The 14,118-nt window shown below is 64.4% G+C and carries 20 protein-coding genes; 17 read left to right on the forward strand and 3 right to left on the reverse strand.

Annotated features, from left to right (window positions below):
• The first annotated feature begins 221 nt into the window (after positions 1-221).
• Together BSG08_RS03980 and BSG08_RS03985 are read left to right on the forward strand one after the other, a co-directional pair.
• Positions 222-557, forward strand: a complete 336-nt coding sequence (locus tag BSG08_RS03980) for an ArsR/SmtB family transcription factor (RefSeq protein ID WP_093032422.1) — start codon at positions 222-224, stop codon at positions 555-557.
• Positions 547-1,530, forward strand: coding sequence for a glycosyltransferase family 61 protein (locus BSG08_RS03985; RefSeq protein ID WP_175544682.1), 984 nt, complete (start codon positions 547-549; stop codon positions 1,528-1,530). The genes BSG08_RS03980 and BSG08_RS03985 overlap by 11 nt, the downstream gene beginning before the upstream one ends.
• Here BSG08_RS03985 and BSG08_RS03990 read toward each other — a convergent pair.
• Both BSG08_RS03990 and BSG08_RS03995 read right to left on the reverse strand, forming a co-directional pair.
• Entirely contained in the window at positions 1,523-2,416 is an 894-nt protein-coding gene (locus BSG08_RS03990; RefSeq protein WP_093032425.1) for a DMT family transporter, read from the reverse strand. The genes BSG08_RS03985 and BSG08_RS03990 overlap by 8 nt on opposite strands.
• A complete protein-coding gene (locus BSG08_RS03995) occupies positions 2,413-3,294 on the reverse strand; it encodes a LysR family transcriptional regulator (protein ID WP_093033289.1) in 882 nt (293 codons plus the stop codon). The genes BSG08_RS03990 and BSG08_RS03995 overlap by 4 nt, the downstream gene beginning before the upstream one ends.
• Before the next feature lie 262 nt (positions 3,295-3,556).
• On the opposite strand from BSG08_RS03995, the gene ffh reads away from it, so the two are divergent.
• The 11 genes from ffh to rpmE all read left to right on the forward strand — a co-directional run bounded on the left by ffh (position 3,557) and on the right by rpmE (position 10,368).
• Positions 3,557-5,062 carry a signal recognition particle protein gene (ffh, locus tag BSG08_RS04000; RefSeq protein ID WP_093032428.1) on the forward strand — a complete coding sequence of 502 codons (1,506 nt, stop codon included), beginning with the start codon at positions 3,557-3,559 and terminating at the stop codon, positions 5,060-5,062.
• Positions 5,063-5,135: 73 nt separating this feature from the next.
• Complete coding sequence (locus BSG08_RS04005) at positions 5,136-5,699, forward strand: GNAT family N-acetyltransferase (protein ID WP_093032431.1); 564 nt, start codon at positions 5,136-5,138, stop codon at positions 5,697-5,699.
• A gap of 105 nt (positions 5,700-5,804) precedes the next feature.
• Positions 5,805-6,101, forward strand: coding sequence for a chorismate mutase (locus tag BSG08_RS04010; protein ID WP_093032434.1), 297 nt, complete (start codon positions 5,805-5,807; stop codon positions 6,099-6,101).
• Between the two features lie 48 nt (positions 6,102-6,149).
• Positions 6,150-6,551: a 30S ribosomal protein S16 gene (gene rpsP, locus BSG08_RS04015; RefSeq protein WP_093032437.1), complete on the forward strand. Its 402-nt coding sequence runs from the start codon at positions 6,150-6,152 to the stop codon at positions 6,549-6,551.
• A gap of 18 nt (positions 6,552-6,569) precedes the next feature.
• Positions 6,570-7,199, forward strand: a complete 630-nt coding sequence (gene bluB / locus BSG08_RS04020) for a 5,6-dimethylbenzimidazole synthase (RefSeq protein WP_093032439.1) — start codon at positions 6,570-6,572, stop codon at positions 7,197-7,199.
• Position 7,200: 1 nt separating this feature from the next.
• Entirely contained in the window at positions 7,201-7,347 is a 147-nt protein-coding gene (locus BSG08_RS19410) for a hypothetical protein (protein ID WP_175544683.1), read from the forward strand.
• A complete protein-coding gene (rimM, locus tag BSG08_RS04025; protein ID WP_093032441.1) occupies positions 7,340-7,843 on the forward strand; it encodes a ribosome maturation factor RimM in 504 nt (167 codons plus the stop codon). The genes BSG08_RS19410 and rimM overlap by 8 nt, the downstream gene beginning before the upstream one ends.
• 3 nt (positions 7,844-7,846) lie before the next feature.
• Complete coding sequence (locus BSG08_RS04030) at positions 7,847-8,641, forward strand: hypothetical protein (protein WP_093032443.1); 795 nt, start codon at positions 7,847-7,849, stop codon at positions 8,639-8,641.
• A 57-nt stretch (positions 8,642-8,698) separates the two neighbouring features.
• On the forward strand, positions 8,699-9,502 hold the full coding sequence (trmD, locus tag BSG08_RS04035; protein WP_093032445.1) for a tRNA (guanosine(37)-N1)-methyltransferase TrmD: 804 nt from the start codon (positions 8,699-8,701) through the stop codon (positions 9,500-9,502).
• A gap of 249 nt (positions 9,503-9,751) precedes the next feature.
• Positions 9,752-10,135, forward strand: coding sequence for a 50S ribosomal protein L19 (rplS, locus tag BSG08_RS04040; protein WP_093032448.1), 384 nt, complete (start codon positions 9,752-9,754; stop codon positions 10,133-10,135).
• Positions 10,136-10,146: 11 nt separating this feature from the next.
• Positions 10,147-10,368 carry a 50S ribosomal protein L31 gene (gene rpmE, locus BSG08_RS04045; protein ID WP_093032450.1) on the forward strand — a complete coding sequence of 74 codons (222 nt, stop codon included), beginning with the start codon at positions 10,147-10,149 and terminating at the stop codon, positions 10,366-10,368.
• A gap of 237 nt (positions 10,369-10,605) precedes the next feature.
• Here rpmE and BSG08_RS04050 read toward each other — a convergent pair whose 3' ends face one another.
• Positions 10,606-10,857, reverse strand: a complete 252-nt coding sequence (locus BSG08_RS04050; RefSeq protein WP_093032452.1) for an accessory factor UbiK family protein — start codon at positions 10,855-10,857, stop codon at positions 10,606-10,608.
• A 96-nt stretch (positions 10,858-10,953) separates the two neighbouring features.
• On the opposite strand from BSG08_RS04050, the gene lgt reads away from it, so the two are divergent.
• From lgt to BSG08_RS19415, 4 genes are all read left to right on the forward strand, one after another.
• Complete coding sequence (gene lgt / locus BSG08_RS04055) at positions 10,954-11,844, forward strand: prolipoprotein diacylglyceryl transferase (protein ID WP_093032454.1); 891 nt, start codon at positions 10,954-10,956, stop codon at positions 11,842-11,844.
• Positions 11,841-12,902, forward strand: coding sequence for a class I SAM-dependent methyltransferase (locus BSG08_RS04060; RefSeq protein WP_093032456.1), 1,062 nt, complete (start codon positions 11,841-11,843; stop codon positions 12,900-12,902). Before lgt ends, BSG08_RS04060 begins: the two co-directional genes overlap by 4 nt.
• Positions 12,899-13,654 (forward strand): peptidoglycan editing factor PgeF, encoded by a 756-nt coding sequence (pgeF, locus tag BSG08_RS04065; RefSeq protein WP_093032458.1) that lies wholly within the window; start codon positions 12,899-12,901, stop codon positions 13,652-13,654. Before BSG08_RS04060 ends, pgeF begins: the two co-directional genes overlap by 4 nt.
• 168 nt (positions 13,655-13,822) lie before the next feature.
• Complete coding sequence (locus BSG08_RS19415; protein WP_175544684.1) at positions 13,823-13,960, forward strand: hypothetical protein; 138 nt, start codon at positions 13,823-13,825, stop codon at positions 13,958-13,960.
• The last annotated feature ends 158 nt before the right edge of the window (positions 13,961-14,118 follow it).

A 14,118-nucleotide genomic window follows, 5' to 3' on the forward strand; every position in this document is an offset into this window, starting at 1 on the left:
CTTTAGTATTTTGATATTTCAAGGATTTTCAGAAAGGCGAAATCAGGAACGGACCTGCCGCAACCGCCCTGACCGCCGATAGGCGCGGATTGACCATATTCAACCGGATGGTTGAGCGTCTGCACGACACGAGACCATCGCCCCGGATGGTCCGGCCTGACATAGCCACGTCAGGGGCAAAACCCGTTGACGCAGGCCGCGCCCTTGGGCTTATGAAAGGTATGGATAACGCCCCATCCCTCGATACAGTCTTTGCGGCGCTCGCCGATCCCACCCGCCGCGCGATCCTGTCGATGCTGCTGGAGGATGATATGGCGGTCACGGATGTGGCCGAACCCTTCGAGATGAGCCTCGCCGCGATTTCCAAACACCTCGGCATTCTCAGCCGTGCCGGGCTGATCAGTCAGGACCGGCGCGGGCGGGTGACATGGTGCAGGCTGGAACCCGACGCGCTGCGCGACGCTTCGATCTGGATGCAGGGCTTTGGCCAGTTCGAGGCGGTGAACCTCGATGCGTTCGAGCGTTTCCTGCGCGTCGAGTTGCCCGATGATACCTGATGCGGCACGATTGCCCAAGGCATGGATCGGTTACGAGCCGAACGCCACCCTTGTCCCGATGACCGGCGCGGCGGGCCACGCCTGCGGTGTGCTCTCGGCCACGGGCCAGCCCTTGCCTGCGGGCCGCACGCTGCTGTCGGGGGGGCGCTTCACCCCGGATCCCGCGCCGCCCGCCGCGACCCTCGCGCATCTGCCCGGTCGCTGGCTCTTTGCCGGGGTGGGGCGGCACCATTTCGGGCACTTCCTGCTAGAGGCGACGCCTCGCCTCTGGGCGTTCGACCATGTGGCACGGCCGGTGGACGGCATCGCCCTCATCCCGATGGCGGGCCGCGACATCGCCGCCGTCATCCGTCGCAGGCTTGGCCCACTTCTCGACATACTTTGCCAGGGATTGCCTGTGCATCTGATCGACAGGCCGACACAAGTGGACGAGTTGATCCTGCCCTCACAAGGGTTTGGCCACCTGCACTGGAGCGCGGGTACGCCCGAATTCCGCACCTACATGCGCCGCCACCTCTGCGCCGCCGTGTCCCCCGACGGGCCAGAGCGAATTTATATCTCGCGCCGCCGCCTCAAGAGCCGCGCCAGGCAGGTGCCGCATGAGCAACAGATCGAACACTGGATGTCCGATGCGGGATTCACCGTCTTTCACCCGGAGCGTCACCCGATCCCCGAACAGATCGCCCGCTACCGCGCCGCGCGTGTAATCGTCGGCCCCGACGGATCGGCCTTTCACCTCGCGGCCATGGTGATGCAGCCCGGCACGCGGGTGGGCCTCATTCAGCGCCGCACTCGCCAGCCGGTGTTTGACGCCATCGCCCGGCAGATCACCAGCTTCGGACAGGCCAATCTGTGGACCAGCGCCGCCCTCGCCCGGTTTCACGATGATCCGCAAGCGACGGATGATATTGCGAGCCTGCCGCCCGAATTATGCCAGTTGCGCACCGATCTGACCGAGGGTGGATTCATCTGACCGGCGGGTGTTCATCCTTGAGCAGAAGCACCAGCGCCGCCACCGTCAGCGCCACGCCCGTCAGCACCATCACCGGCGGCAGCGCATGGCCCAGCGCCACCTGCCAGACCGCCACCCATGTGGGCACCAGATAGGTATAGGCCATGACCTTGGCGCTGGGCAGGTTGAGGCTGGCGTATTGCAACAGGATGAACGTCGCCGCCGTGGCAAAGACCGCGGTGTAGAGAATGGTAATCCAGACGATCGCGGGCAGGTCTGCCCAGTCCGTCGCCCGGATATCGCTCCAGCCTGCCGCCGTCACCAGCACCGCCGCGCCCAGCACCGTGCCGAACGAGAACACCACCGGTCGCTCGCCGCGATTGAGCCGCCGCACCAGCGGCGTATAGATCGCATGCGCGGCGCAGCCCCAGAAATAGATCATCTCGCCGCGCCCCACCTCGAACGTCATCAGCGCCGCAGGATCGGCACGAAAGATCACCCAGAGCGCCCCCATCGCCCCCACTGTCAGCGCCAGCGCCATGCGCGGCGTGGTTATCTGGCGCAGCATCAGATAACCTGCGATCCCCGACAGGATCGGTGTAAGGGTGAAAACCGCCGCGGCTGACACCGGCGGCGCGGTCTTGAGTCCCTCGAACATCAGCACGAAATACAGCCCCATCGCCCCGCCCAGCGCCAGATAGCGCCACGGCGCGCGCCAGGTCTCGCGCGGGATGCCACTGCTCAGCATCGCGCCCGCCCCAACGATCACCGCCGCCAGCAAAAAGCGCGGTGCATTGAGCGCGGCAGGTTCGATATGCTGCGCCGCCATGGATCCCAGCGCGAACGACCCCGCCACGAGGCCGGAGAAACACAGCATCGCCAGATGCCCCCGCAAGGCTGGGGTCATTCCGCCTGCCACGCGCGGGCGCGTTCCTTGAGATAGCTCAGAAATGCCTGCACCTTGGTGGTGCGGTGCAGATCCATATGCGTGACCAGCCACAGAGGTGCTGCCCACTCGGGGCGCGGCGGCATTACCTGAATCAGATCCGGCATCTCGGCCGCCTGCAGGACAGAGGCAAAACCGATCCCCGCCCCGGCCAGGATCGCGTTGCGCTGCGCATGCACATCGCCGCTGCGAAACATGATATTCTCCGGTGCGACATTGTCCTGCAACCAACGGTGAAACGGCGCGCGCGTCTTCGGATCTGCCGGTCCGACAAACCGGTGCTGGCCGAACTCCTCACACCCCTTGGGCAGACCGTGCCGCGCCGCATAGACCTCGCTCGCATAAAGCGCAAACTCATTCCGGAAAAACGGCTGCACCACGTTGTCCGGCTGATCCGGCGCGGCGCCCGCCCGCACCGCCACATGCGCCTCGCCATATTCCAGCCGGAACAGGCGATCGCCCGTCAGATAGCGCACCGACAGCGTCGGAAATTCCTGCTGGAAATCCGCCAGCACCGGCGCCAGCAGATGGCTCAGACCGCCGATCGAGGTGACGACCAGCTCACCCGACACCGCATTGCCGCGCCCCTTGATGCGCCCCGCCAACTGGCTGAACTGTTCATCGGTGGCCTGCGCCACCCGCAACAGATCGTCGCCCGCCTCGGTGGGTGTATAGCCCCGCGCATGCCGCTGGAAAAGCTTGACGCCCAGCCGCTCCTCCAGAGCGTCGATATGGCGGATCACCGTGGCATGATGCACGCCCAGCACCTCCGCCGCCCCGCTTACGGTGCCGATCCGCGCCACGTTATAGGCGGTGCGCACCTCGTCCCAGTTTTCCATCATCCCGGCCACCCCGTCCGCTATCCGCTCATCCCGCGCCACTATGCTGTGGTGCCGCAGCAGTTGCAATCGCACAGCGGCTTGACTCCACCTCGCCCCGCACGTAAACGCCCTCCAACCCCGGAGGCCAGTGCTTCCGGTCCCGGCCTTGCGTCGGGATCGCCCCCCGTCAGCGCGTCGCGCCCACGGGGGCGTTTATCGTTTGAACCGTTGCCCCTATAGTCGGGGCGGCAGACCGAAACCGGCGCAAGGAGCCCGAGCGATGTTTGAAAATCTTTCCGAACGCCTCTCCGGCGTCTTCGACCGGCTCACCAAACAGGGCGCGCTTTCCGAAGAGGACGTGCAGACCGCCCTGCGCGAGGTGCGCGTCGCGCTGCTCGAGGCCGATGTCTCGCTGCCCGTCGCCCGCGATTTCGTGGCGCGCGTGCAGGAACGCGCCACCGGCCAGGCGGTCACCCGATCCATCACGCCCGGCCAGCAGGTCGTCAAGATCGTGCATGACGCCCTGATCGACACTCTGCGCGGCGAGGGTGATCCGGGCGCGCTCAAGATCGACAACCCACCCGCGCCGATCCTCATGGTGGGCCTGCAAGGCTCGGGCAAGACCACCACTACAGCCAAGCTCGCCAAGCGTCTCAAGGACCGCGAAGGCAAGCGTGTTCTCATGGCCTCGCTCGACACCAATCGCCCGGCGGCGATGGAACAGCTCGCCATTCTGGGCAAGCAGATCGGCGTCGATACCCTGCCCATAGTCAAGGGCGAAGACCCCGTCGCCATCGCCAGGCGCGCCAAGACGCAGGCTGCGCTCGGTGGCTACGACGTCTACATGCTGGATACCGCGGGCCGCCTGCATATCGACGCAGAACTGATTGCACAGGCGGCCGCCGTGCGCGATGTCGCCAAACCGCGCGAGACGCTGCTGGTGGTCGATGGCCTGACAGGCCAGGACGCGGTCAATGTCGCCACCGAATTCGACGACAAGATCGGCGTGACCGGCGTGGTGCTCACCCGGATGGACGGCGACGGGCGCGGTGGCGCGGCACTCTCGATGCGCGCGGTGACAGGCAGGCCGATCCGCTTCGTCGGCCTTGGCGAAAAGATGGACGCGCTCGAGACTTTCGATCCCGAGCGCATCGCCGGCCGCATCCTTGGCATGGGCGATATCGTCGCTCTCGTGGAAAAGGCGCAGGAAACCATCGAGGCCGCCGAAGCCGAAAAGATGATGCGCCGCATGGCCAAAGGTCAGTTCAACATGAACGACCTGCGCAGCCAGCTTGAGCAGATGCAGAAGATGGGCGGCATGGAAGGGCTGATGGGCATGATGCCCGGCATGGGCAAGATGGCCAAGCAGGCGCAGGAGGCGGGTTTTGACGACCGGATGCTTTTGCACCAGATCGCCCTCATCCAGTCGATGACCAAGAAGGAACGCGCCAACCCCGCCCTGTTGCAGGCCAGCCGCAAGAAACGCATCGCGGCGGGGGCGGGGCAGGATGTGTCGGATCTCAACAAACTGCTGAAAATGCACCGCCAGATGGCGGACATGATGAAGAAAATGGGCAAGATGGGAAAGGGCGGGATGCTCAGACAAGCCATGAAGGGCATGTTCGGCAAGGGCGCCATGCCCGACATGAACGACCCCAAGGCGATGGAAGAGGCGGCGCGCGCCATGGGCGGCAAACTGCCGGGCGGTCTGGGCGGCGGCCTGCCGGGCCTTGGCGGCGGCATGGGCCTGCCACCCGGCCTCTCAGGCTTTGGCAAGAAGAAATGACCATGGTTTCTTCTTGGCGAAAATACCCCGCAACATCCCCGCAACCGGCACCTCGCCGGGGGAGGGCGCAGCGATGAACCTGACCCAGGCCCCCGTTCTGGAAACCCCGCGCCTGATCCTGCGCGGGCCGGAGCCGCGCGACATTGACCCCACCATCGCCTTTCTGCTCGACCGGGAACGGTCCGAGGGCTTTGGCTCCTCTCCCAACCGAGGCGAGGCCTGGCGCTGGTTCGCGCTCAACGTGGGCCACTGGCATATTCACGGTTACGGCTATTTCACGATTGAGATGAAGGACACCGGCGAGACCGCAGGCATCGCCGGCATCTGGAACCCCGAGGGCTGGCCCGAACCGGAACTGGGTTGGGCGCTTTTCGAGGGTTTCGAGGGGCGGGGCATCGCCTATGAGGCGGCACATCGCGCCCGCCGTTATGCCTATGAGGATCTGGGTTTTGACACGCTGACCTCGAACATCGTGCCGGGCAACACCCGCTCGATTGCCCTCGCCGAACGGCTGGGCGCGTGGTTCGAGCGCGAGTATGACAATATCCACATGGGCCACGATCTGCTCTATCGCCATCCCGGCCCCGAGGCCGGCGAGGGGCGCGACGATGACGGCTCGGTCGAGGCCTACGCATGACCACGCACAGCTTGTATATCCCGGCAACCGCCGCGACCGGCTTTGCCCGAACTGTACGATTCAGCGCGCGAACCATACGGCTTGTCTCATTCGCAGGAGGCCTTGATGTCTGACCCGACCAGCCTTGCCGCCCAATTGCTGAAAGAGCATCGCGAGAGCATCGACCGGCTCGATGCGATCCTCGTCTATACGCTTGGCGAACGCTTCAAGCATACCCAGGCCGTTGGGCGTCTCAAGGCCGAACACGACCTTCCCCCGTCCGATCCGGCGCGCGAGGCGCAACAGATCGCACGGCTCGAAGCCCTGGCGAAAGAGGCCGACCTGGACCCCGAATTCGCCAAGAAGTTCCTCAACTTCATCATCGCCGAGGTGATCCGGCATCACCAGCAACAGCAATCGTAGGGCGGGGTTTCACCCCGCCAATCCCACGCCATTCAAAGGAGAAATCAAATGGCCATGAAAATCCGTCTCGCCCGTGGTGGCAGCAAGAAACGCCCCTTCTACCGTATCGTCGCCGCCGACAGCCGCATGCCGCGCGATGGCCGCTTCATCGAGAAGCTGGGCACCTATAACCCGCTGCTGCCCAAGGACAGCGAGGATCGCGTCAAGATGGACGTCGAGCGCATCCAGCATTGGCTGGGTCAGGGCGCACAACCCACCGACCGTATCAGCCGCATGCTCGAAGCCGCCGGTGTGATCGCGAAGAAAGAGCGCGCCAACCTGAAAAAGGCGGTCCCCGGCAAGAAAGCGCAGGAGCGCGCCGCGGAGAAAGCCGCCAAGGCAGAAGCTGCGGCCGAGGCCGCGAACGCCCCTGCCGAAGCGCCCGCCGAGGCGGCAACGGCCGAAGAATAAGACAGGCAAGGCGCTGGAATGTCAGAGTTTTCAAAAGACTTCCAGTCCAAACTGCACGATCTCATGCGGTGGCGGCGCGATGTGCGCCGCTTCCGCACGGATCCTGTGAACGAGACAATCCTGCAGGATTGTCTCGACACATTCCTGCTCTCGCCCTCGGTGGGGCTGAGCGAGCCCTGGCGCGTGATCCGGGTGCGGTCCGCCGCCGCCCGCGCCGCGGCGCTGGCCAATTTCAGCCTTGCCAACGCAGAGGCTCTTGCCGGGTATGACGGCGAAAAAGCCATGCTCTACAGCAAGCTGAAACTCTCGGGGATGCAAGAGGCCCCGGTGCAACTGGCCATCTTTTGCGACGAGACCACCGACAAGGGCGCGGGTCTTGGTGCCGCGACCATGCCGGAAACCCGGCGTTATTCCGTGGTGGGGGCCATCACCCATTTCTGGCTGACCGCCCGCGCGCGTGGTCTGGGCGTGGGCTGGGTGTCGATCATGGATCCTGCGCGGCTGGTCAGGGATCTTGATATTCCGCGCGATTGGGCGCTGGTTGCCTATCTGTGCGTCGGTTGGCCCGAAGAGGCGAGCGATACACCCGAACTGGAACAGGCCGGATGGGAGACGCGCCGCGGTGCCCTGCCGGTCGAGGAGCGCTGAGATGTTCCGCCTTGCCCGCCTCGTCATCCTGTGTCTGATTGCCTTTATCGCCGGTGTGTTTTTCGAACGTCAGGCGCAGGCCGATAAATGTCTTGCCGCCGGCGGTAATCTGAAAGGCTCGATTTGCGAGGGCGCGGCACATGGCTGAAATGATCTGCATAGGAGCCATCGCCGGTGCCTTTGGCGTTCATGGCGAGGTGCGCCTCAAGAGTTTCACCGCAACCCCCGAGGACATTGCCAGCTATGCGCCGCTGACGACCGAGGACGGCACGCGCGCATTCGAAATCACGCTTACCGGGCAGACCAAGAACGGGTTTACCGCCCGGCTGTCCGGTGTGGCGACCAAGGAACAGGCCGACGCCCTGCGCGGTGCGCGCCTCTATGTGCCGCGCGACCGGCTGCCGGGGCTGCCGGACGATGAATTCTATCATGCCGATCTGATCGGTCTCGAGGTTTTCGACACCGGCGGCACGGCTCTGGGCCGGGTCCGGGCGGTGCTCAATCACGGGGCCTCGGACCTGCTGGAGATCGAAATGCCCGGTCAGTCCGCGACGGTTCTGCTGCCCTTCACCCGGCAGGCTGTGCCGACCGTCGATCTGACAGCGGGCCGCATCATCGCCGATCCGCCCGAAGGGCTGTTCTAGGCAATGCGCATCCTGTTGCATCCGGGATTTCACAAGACCGGAACCTCGAGTCTGCAACGCGGCGCGCTGGCGCGTGCGCATGACCTTGACCCGCACCTGCGGGTGCTGCTGACACCCGGCATCCCCGGTGCCGCCCGCGCCGCCCGGCGCTATTCGGCACAGAGATCCGCCCGGACCATGGCCCGGTTCTCCGACGAATTCGCGGCGGCGATCCGGCAACTTGATGCCCATGACCCGCGCGCCCTGATGATCAGTTCCGAGGATCTGGGCGGCCACCTGCCCGGTCTGCGTGACGTGACCACCTACCTTGCCGCACCGGCGCTTGTGCATGCTGCCGTCGCCGTGCTGCGCGCGCGTTTCGGGGCGCGGGCGGAAATTACCGTCTGGTTCACCACGCGCGCAGCCGCGCCATGGCTGCAAAGCCTTTACTGGCAGAACCTGCGGGCGCAGCGGCTGACCGACGATTTCGAGACCTTTCGCGCGTGTCTTGCGCCCGCCGCCGATCACGCCCGTATCGTCGGCGAAACCCGCGACATGGTGGGGTCCGAGGCCGAGGTGCAATCCTGCGACATCGAGACCTGTGGCGCCACACCGCTTGGCCCGCTTGGGGCGGCGCTGGATTTGCTGGGGCTGTCCGGAGATCACCTGGCGCCGCTGCCACGCCACAACCTGCAACCAGAGGATGCCGCGAGCGAACTGCTGGCGCTCAACCGCTCTGCGCTGGCGGATAATGCGCTGGCAGAGGCCAAGCGCGCGGTATTGCGCAAATACCGCCGCACATCCGTACCCGAGGACTGAGCCACCGTTTCGAAACCCCTTGCCCGCGCCCCGATCCGCAGGTTATGCCGCAGAGCCATGACAGACCCCGCCAGATCCCACGGACGCAAATCCATCCGCGCCAGCCTGCGGCCCCGCGAGCTGATAACGTCCACGCCCGAGCTTGCGGGCGCATGGACGGCGCGGGTGATCACCTTGCTGCCGCAAGCCTTTCCCGGCGTGCTGGGCGAGAGCCTGACGGGCCGCGCGCTGCAAGAGGGGCTGTGGGCGCTGGATACCATCGACCTGCGCCCCTTTGGCGAGGGCAGGCATCGCAACGTTGATGACACCCCCGCCGGGGGCGGTGCCGGAATGGTGCTGCGCGCCGATGTGATGGGCCGCGCGATTGACGAGGCAATGGCTGGCACATCGCTCGGCTGGCCGCTGATCTATCTCAGCCCGCGCGGGCGGCGGTTCGATCAGCAGATGGCGCGGCATTTGTCGCAGGGACCCGGCGTGACCCTCATCTGTGGCCGGTTCGAGGGGCTGGACGAGCGTGTGATCGAACATTACGGCATCAAAGAAGTTAGCCTTGGCGATTTCGTGATGACCGGCGGCGAAATCGCCGCGCAGGCCGTGATCGACGCCTGCGTGCGCCTGCTGCCCGGCGTTCTGGGCAATGCCGAGAGCGCGCAGGACGAAAGCCATTCCAACGGCCTGCTGGAGCATCCGCAGTACACCCGCCCCGCCGAATGGATGGGCCGGACCATTCCCGAGGTGCTGACCTCAGGCGATCATTCGAAGGTCGAGAGATGGCGGCGCGAGATGTCCGAGCGCCTGACCGCCGAACGCCGCCCGGATTTGTGGGACAGACATCGGAAATCCCAAGCAGACAAGGCTTGATCCGCCCCCCAATTCCTCTTATAAACCGCCTCGTCTGGAATCGTTTTGCGTTTCCGGGCGTGTTTGCTATTTGCATCCTTTTCCGCCTGACCTTCTTCGGTCGCCTGCGGACGCTGCGGCGGACACTTCACAGACAATGACGACCTGATCTCTGGCGGGCGCATCTGCGGACCCGGAAGAAGACCAAGAGCTCTCAAGGACGCGAGACACCTTTGCGGATCGAACCGCAAGCAGTTCAGGAGAAAAGCGATGGATATTATCGCTCAGTTGGAGGCGGAACAGATCGCCTCGCTCGGGAAGGAAATTCCCGATTTCAAGGCCGGCGACACGATCCGCGTCGGCTATAAGGTGACCGAAGGCACCCGCACCCGTGTGCAGAATTTCGAGGGCGTGTGCATCAGCCGCAAGGGCGGGCATGGCATCGCCGGGGCGTTCACCGTCCGCAAGATTTCCTTTGGTGAAGGTGTGGAACGGATGTTCCCGCTCTATTCGACCAATATCGACAGCATCGAAGTGGTGCGTCGTGGCCGCGTTCGCCGCGCCAAGCTCTACTACCTGCGCTCGCGCCGCGGCAAATCGGCGCGGATCGCCGAGGATTCCACCTACAAGCCCGTCTCGGGCGCGTCCGCTTAAGGATTGGCAAGATGAAAAAAGACATTCACCCCGATTACCACGTCATCGACGTCAAGATGACCGACGGCACGATCGTGCAGATGCGCTCGACCTGGGGCAAGGAGGGCGACACGCTCTCGCTCGACATCGACCCTTCGGTGCATCCCGCCTGGACCGGCGGCAGTTCGCGCCTGATGGATGCCGGCGGCCGTGTGTCGAAGTTCAAGAACAAATACGCCGGCCTCGGGTTCTGAAGACGCGGTCGCGACAATCACCGGAAACGCCGTCCCTCGGGGCGGCGTTTTTGATTTTTCCCGACCAACGCTTTACTTTTTGGCGAGGAATCGGCAATATCAAAGACATCCGAAAGTTGTTTTCAGTCTGAGCACCGAAAACGTGACCCTGCGAAGTTGCTGCTTCGCAGGGTCTTTCTTTTTCAGGAACTTATAGTCCCATCAAAAGCCGGATGATCGCCACCGACATGAAACGCCTCAGTCGCCAGCGGCACCTTTTTCCAGCGCTTCGATCCGCGCCCTGAGGGCCTCGTTCTCTTCGCGCGCCTTCTGCGCCATGGCGCGGACCGCATCGAATTCTTCGCGCGTGACGAAATCACGGTCGGCCAGCCAGCGGTCGATGAGCGATTTCATCGCCGTCTCGGCCTCCTGTCGGGCACCTTGGGCCACGCCCATGGCGTTGGTCATTAGCTGGCTCAGATCGTCCAGCACCTTGTTGCGGGTCTGCATCAGGTTCTCCGTTATGTGACTTGTCGTTTTATATGGGCGCACGTAGGCACATCACAAGGTTGACTTTGACCGATCACAACAGGCACAGGCACGCATATGCAGATGATGATCCCCTTTCCCGACATCTCGCCCGAGATTTTCACGATCCCGCTCTTCGGGATGGAATTCGCGCTGCGCTGGTATGCGCTCGCCTATATCGTCGGAATTCTAATCGGCTGGCGGCTTGTGGTGGCTACCGTCAGACGCCCCGCGCTCTGGCTTGGCGCCACTGCCGTGATGACCCCGCGCAATGTCGAGGATTTGCTGACATGGGTTATCCTGGGCGTGATCCTTGGTGGCAGGCTGGGCTATGTGCTGTTCTATCAGCCCGGCTATTACCTTTCGAATCCCGGTCAGATCCTGGTGCTGTGGGAGGGTGGCATGGCCTTTCACGGCGGCCTTCTGGGTGTAGTGCTGGCCTGCATTCTGTATTCGAAACGAAACGGTATCCCCTGGATTTCAGTGGCGGATGTGCTCTGCATGGTGACGCCCGTGGGCCTGTTGCTGGGCCGGATCGCCAATTTCATCAACGCAGAACTATGGGGGCGGCCCACGGATCTGCCCTGGGGCGTGGTGTTTCCCGGAGCCGCGGCACAGGATTGCCCCGGAGTGATCGGACTTTGTGCGCGGCATCCCTCGCAACTCTACGAGGCGGCGCTTGAGGGGCTGATCCTTGGTGCGGTTCTTCTGTGGCTGGGGTGGCGGCGCGGCGCACTGCGCCTGCCGGGGACGCTGACGGGAGTGTTTTTCGCGGGCTACGGCCTGTCACGGTTTGTTGTCGAATTCGTACGGCAGGCTGATCCGCAGTTCATCACCCCGGACAACCCGATCGGACATGTGATCCACGCGGGCAGCATGGGGCTGAGCATGGGGCAGATCCTGTCGCTGCCGATGATCGCCTTTGGCTTGGGCATGATCGCCTGGGCACGGCGTCCGCGCCCGACATGAATGCGCTTGGCGATCACCTGATTGCCCGCATCCGGGCCAGCGGGCCGATGACGCTGGCCGACTACATGACCACCTGCCTGATGCATCCCCTGCACGGCTATTATTCCACCCGCGATCCGTTCGGGAAGGCGGGGGATTTCACCACCGCACCGGAGATCAGCCAGATGTTCGGCGAGGTGATCGGCCTTTGTCTGGCGCAGACTTGGCTAGATCAGGGCGCACCCACCCCCTTCACCCTTGCCGAGGCGGGGCCGGGGCGCGGCACGCTTATGGCGGACATGCTGCGCGCCACGCGCGCCGTGCCGGGGTTCCACAACGCGCTGCGCCTGCATCTGATCGAGACATCGCCGACCCTGCGCAGCCGGCAGGCACTGACCATCGCGCGCGCGGACATTACATGGCATGATCATGTCGAGACCCTGCCCGACGCGCCGCTTTTTCTGGTCGCCAACGAATTCTTCGACGCGCTGCCCATCCGCCAGTTTCAGCGCAGGGGCAAAGGCTGGTGCGAGCGCCTCGTCGGCCTGCGCGATGGCGCGCTTGCCCTTGGCCTTGGCGGGCCGATCTCGCCACCCGGCCTTGCCCATCGGCTTGCCGACACACAGGAAGGCGACATCGTCGAGACCTGCGCACCGGGTCAGGCCATCGCCGCCGGCATCGGCGCGCGCATCGCAGAACATGGTGGCGCAGCGCTGATCATCGACTATGGCGACTGGCGTTCGCTGGGGGATACGTTTCAGGCGCTGCGCGGCCACGCTCCCGCCGATCCGCTGGCCGATCCCGGTCAGGCCGACCTGACCGCGCATGTGGATTTCGAGGCATTGGCGCAGGCCGCCCCCTGCGCCCACTCCCGGCTCACACCACAGGGCACATTCCTTCAACGGCTCGGGATTGCACAGCGGGCAGAGATCCTCGGGCGCACGCTTGCCGATACTGCACGCGACAGTCACATGGCCGCATATCACCGCTTGACCGCCCCTGCCGAAATGGGGAGGCTCTTCAAGGTGCTGGCGCTCTATCCCGCAAGCGCCGCGCCGCCACCCGGACTGGACCCATGACGCTCGAGATTCTCACCGCCGAAAGTCTGTTACCGCTGCGCCACGGATTCTTCACCCGACGCGGCGGGGCCTCTTCAGGCGTGTTCTCGGGGCTCAATTGCGGTGCCGGATCGTCGGATCAGTCCGAGATCGTCAGCATCAACCGCGCCCGCGTCGCCGAGGCGATGCAGGTCGCGCCCGATCGCCTGATCACCGTGCATCAGGTGCATTCCGCCGATGTGGTGCCCGTCACCGGCCCATTGTCGGCGCGCCCACGCGCCGACGCGATGGTTACCGCCACACCGGGCATGGCGCTGGCCGTGCTGACCGCGGATTGCCAGCCGGTGCTGTTTGCCGACAGCAACGCACAGGTCATTGGCGCGGCCCATGCCGGCTGGCGCGGCACTCTCGACGGCGTGCTTGAGGCCACGATTGATGCGATGGAATCGCTTGGCGCGCAGCGCGAGGCGATCACTGCCGTCATCGGCCCCACGATCAGTCAGGCCGCCTATGAGGTCGGTCCCGAATTTCTCGACGCCTTTCTCGCCGAAGATGCCGGCAACGGCCGCTTTTTCACCAATGGCCAGGGCGACCGCTATCAGTTCGACCTGCCCGCCTATGGCCTGCATCGCCTGCGCAACGCGGGCGTAGGGCACGCCGAGTGGACGCGACATTGCACCTATGACGATCCCGACCGGTTCTATTCCTACCGCCGCAGCGCGCACGCGGGCGAGGCGGATTACGGGCGGTTGATCTCTGTCATCCGTCTCTGAGGGTGGCCTGGCGCGGGGGCGGATCCCCCCGGCATATCCGCGAAATCCCGCATTTTGACATTATCTTTACCAGTTCGGCCCAAACTTGGCCTCAAACACCGGGCATGATTATGATCAACGAAACACAATGGGCCACGCTGTTTCTCTGGCGTGGAGAAGGTAACGAATATGAAACGACGCTGGCTGGCCTCGATCGTCAAACACTCTGGTAAACAGGCGTTGATCCTGCCCTATCACCGCAGCAAGCGGCAGGCTGTCATGCGCAACCGCCCCGTCCCCCTGCACTGGCGCGTCAAGAGTGCCTGAGGCTTTCGCCGGTGCAGTCCGGGCGAGCTTTGTGGACGGTCGCCGTGATTCGCAGGGTGCCGCGCAATTATGGCAGGTCAGACAGAGACAGATCAACAAAGGCAGCAACATCGCGACATTGGCGCTCATACAGAGACAATTACATGCATTTCTTGACG

The sequence above is a fragment of the Roseovarius azorensis genome (assembly GCF_900109455.1).
Classification (GTDB): Bacteria; Pseudomonadota; Alphaproteobacteria; order Rhodobacterales; family Rhodobacteraceae; genus Roseovarius; species Roseovarius azorensis.

Bases quoted from the DNA above. Each gene is read 5' to 3' on its own strand.
- BSG08_RS19415 (WP_175544684.1), top strand. From the start codon at position 13,823: ATGAAACGACGCTGGCTGGCCTCGATCGTCAAACACTCTGGTAAACAG.
- rplS (WP_093032448.1), top strand. From the start codon at position 9,752: ATGGATATTATCGCTCAGTTGGAGGCGGAACAGATCGCCTCGCTCGGG.
- BSG08_RS04005 (WP_093032431.1), top strand. From the start codon at position 5,136: ATGAACCTGACCCAGGCCCCCGTTCTGGAAACCCCGCGCCTGATCCTG.
- rimM (WP_093032441.1), top strand. From the start codon at position 7,340: ATGGCTGAAATGATCTGCATAGGAGCCATCGCCGGTGCCTTTGGCGTT.
- BSG08_RS04060 (WP_093032456.1), top strand. From the start codon at position 11,841: ATGAATGCGCTTGGCGATCACCTGATTGCCCGCATCCGGGCCAGCGGG.
- BSG08_RS04050 (WP_093032452.1), bottom strand. From the start codon at position 10,857: ATGCAGACCCGCAACAAGGTGCTGGACGATCTGAGCCAGCTAATGACC.
- BSG08_RS03990 (WP_093032425.1), bottom strand. From the start codon at position 2,416: ATGACCCCAGCCTTGCGGGGGCATCTGGCGATGCTGTGTTTCTCCGGC.
- trmD (WP_093032445.1), top strand. From the start codon at position 8,699: ATGACAGACCCCGCCAGATCCCACGGACGCAAATCCATCCGCGCCAGC.
- lgt (WP_093032454.1), top strand. From the start codon at position 10,954: ATGCAGATGATGATCCCCTTTCCCGACATCTCGCCCGAGATTTTCACG.
- BSG08_RS03985 (WP_175544682.1), top strand. From the start codon at position 547: ATGATACCTGATGCGGCACGATTGCCCAAGGCATGGATCGGTTACGAG.
- BSG08_RS03980 (WP_093032422.1), top strand. From the start codon at position 222: ATGGATAACGCCCCATCCCTCGATACAGTCTTTGCGGCGCTCGCCGAT.
- BSG08_RS04030 (WP_093032443.1), top strand. From the start codon at position 7,847: ATGCGCATCCTGTTGCATCCGGGATTTCACAAGACCGGAACCTCGAGT.
- ffh (WP_093032428.1), top strand. From the start codon at position 3,557: ATGTTTGAAAATCTTTCCGAACGCCTCTCCGGCGTCTTCGACCGGCTC.
- BSG08_RS03995 (WP_093033289.1), bottom strand. From the start codon at position 3,294: ATGGAAAACTGGGACGAGGTGCGCACCGCCTATAACGTGGCGCGGATC.
- rpmE (WP_093032450.1), top strand. From the start codon at position 10,147: ATGAAAAAAGACATTCACCCCGATTACCACGTCATCGACGTCAAGATG.
- bluB (WP_093032439.1), top strand. From the start codon at position 6,570: ATGTCAGAGTTTTCAAAAGACTTCCAGTCCAAACTGCACGATCTCATG.
- BSG08_RS04010 (WP_093032434.1), top strand. From the start codon at position 5,805: ATGTCTGACCCGACCAGCCTTGCCGCCCAATTGCTGAAAGAGCATCGC.
- rpsP (WP_093032437.1), top strand. From the start codon at position 6,150: ATGGCCATGAAAATCCGTCTCGCCCGTGGTGGCAGCAAGAAACGCCCC.
- BSG08_RS19410 (WP_175544683.1), top strand. From the start codon at position 7,201: ATGTTCCGCCTTGCCCGCCTCGTCATCCTGTGTCTGATTGCCTTTATC.
- pgeF (WP_093032458.1), top strand. From the start codon at position 12,899: ATGACGCTCGAGATTCTCACCGCCGAAAGTCTGTTACCGCTGCGCCAC.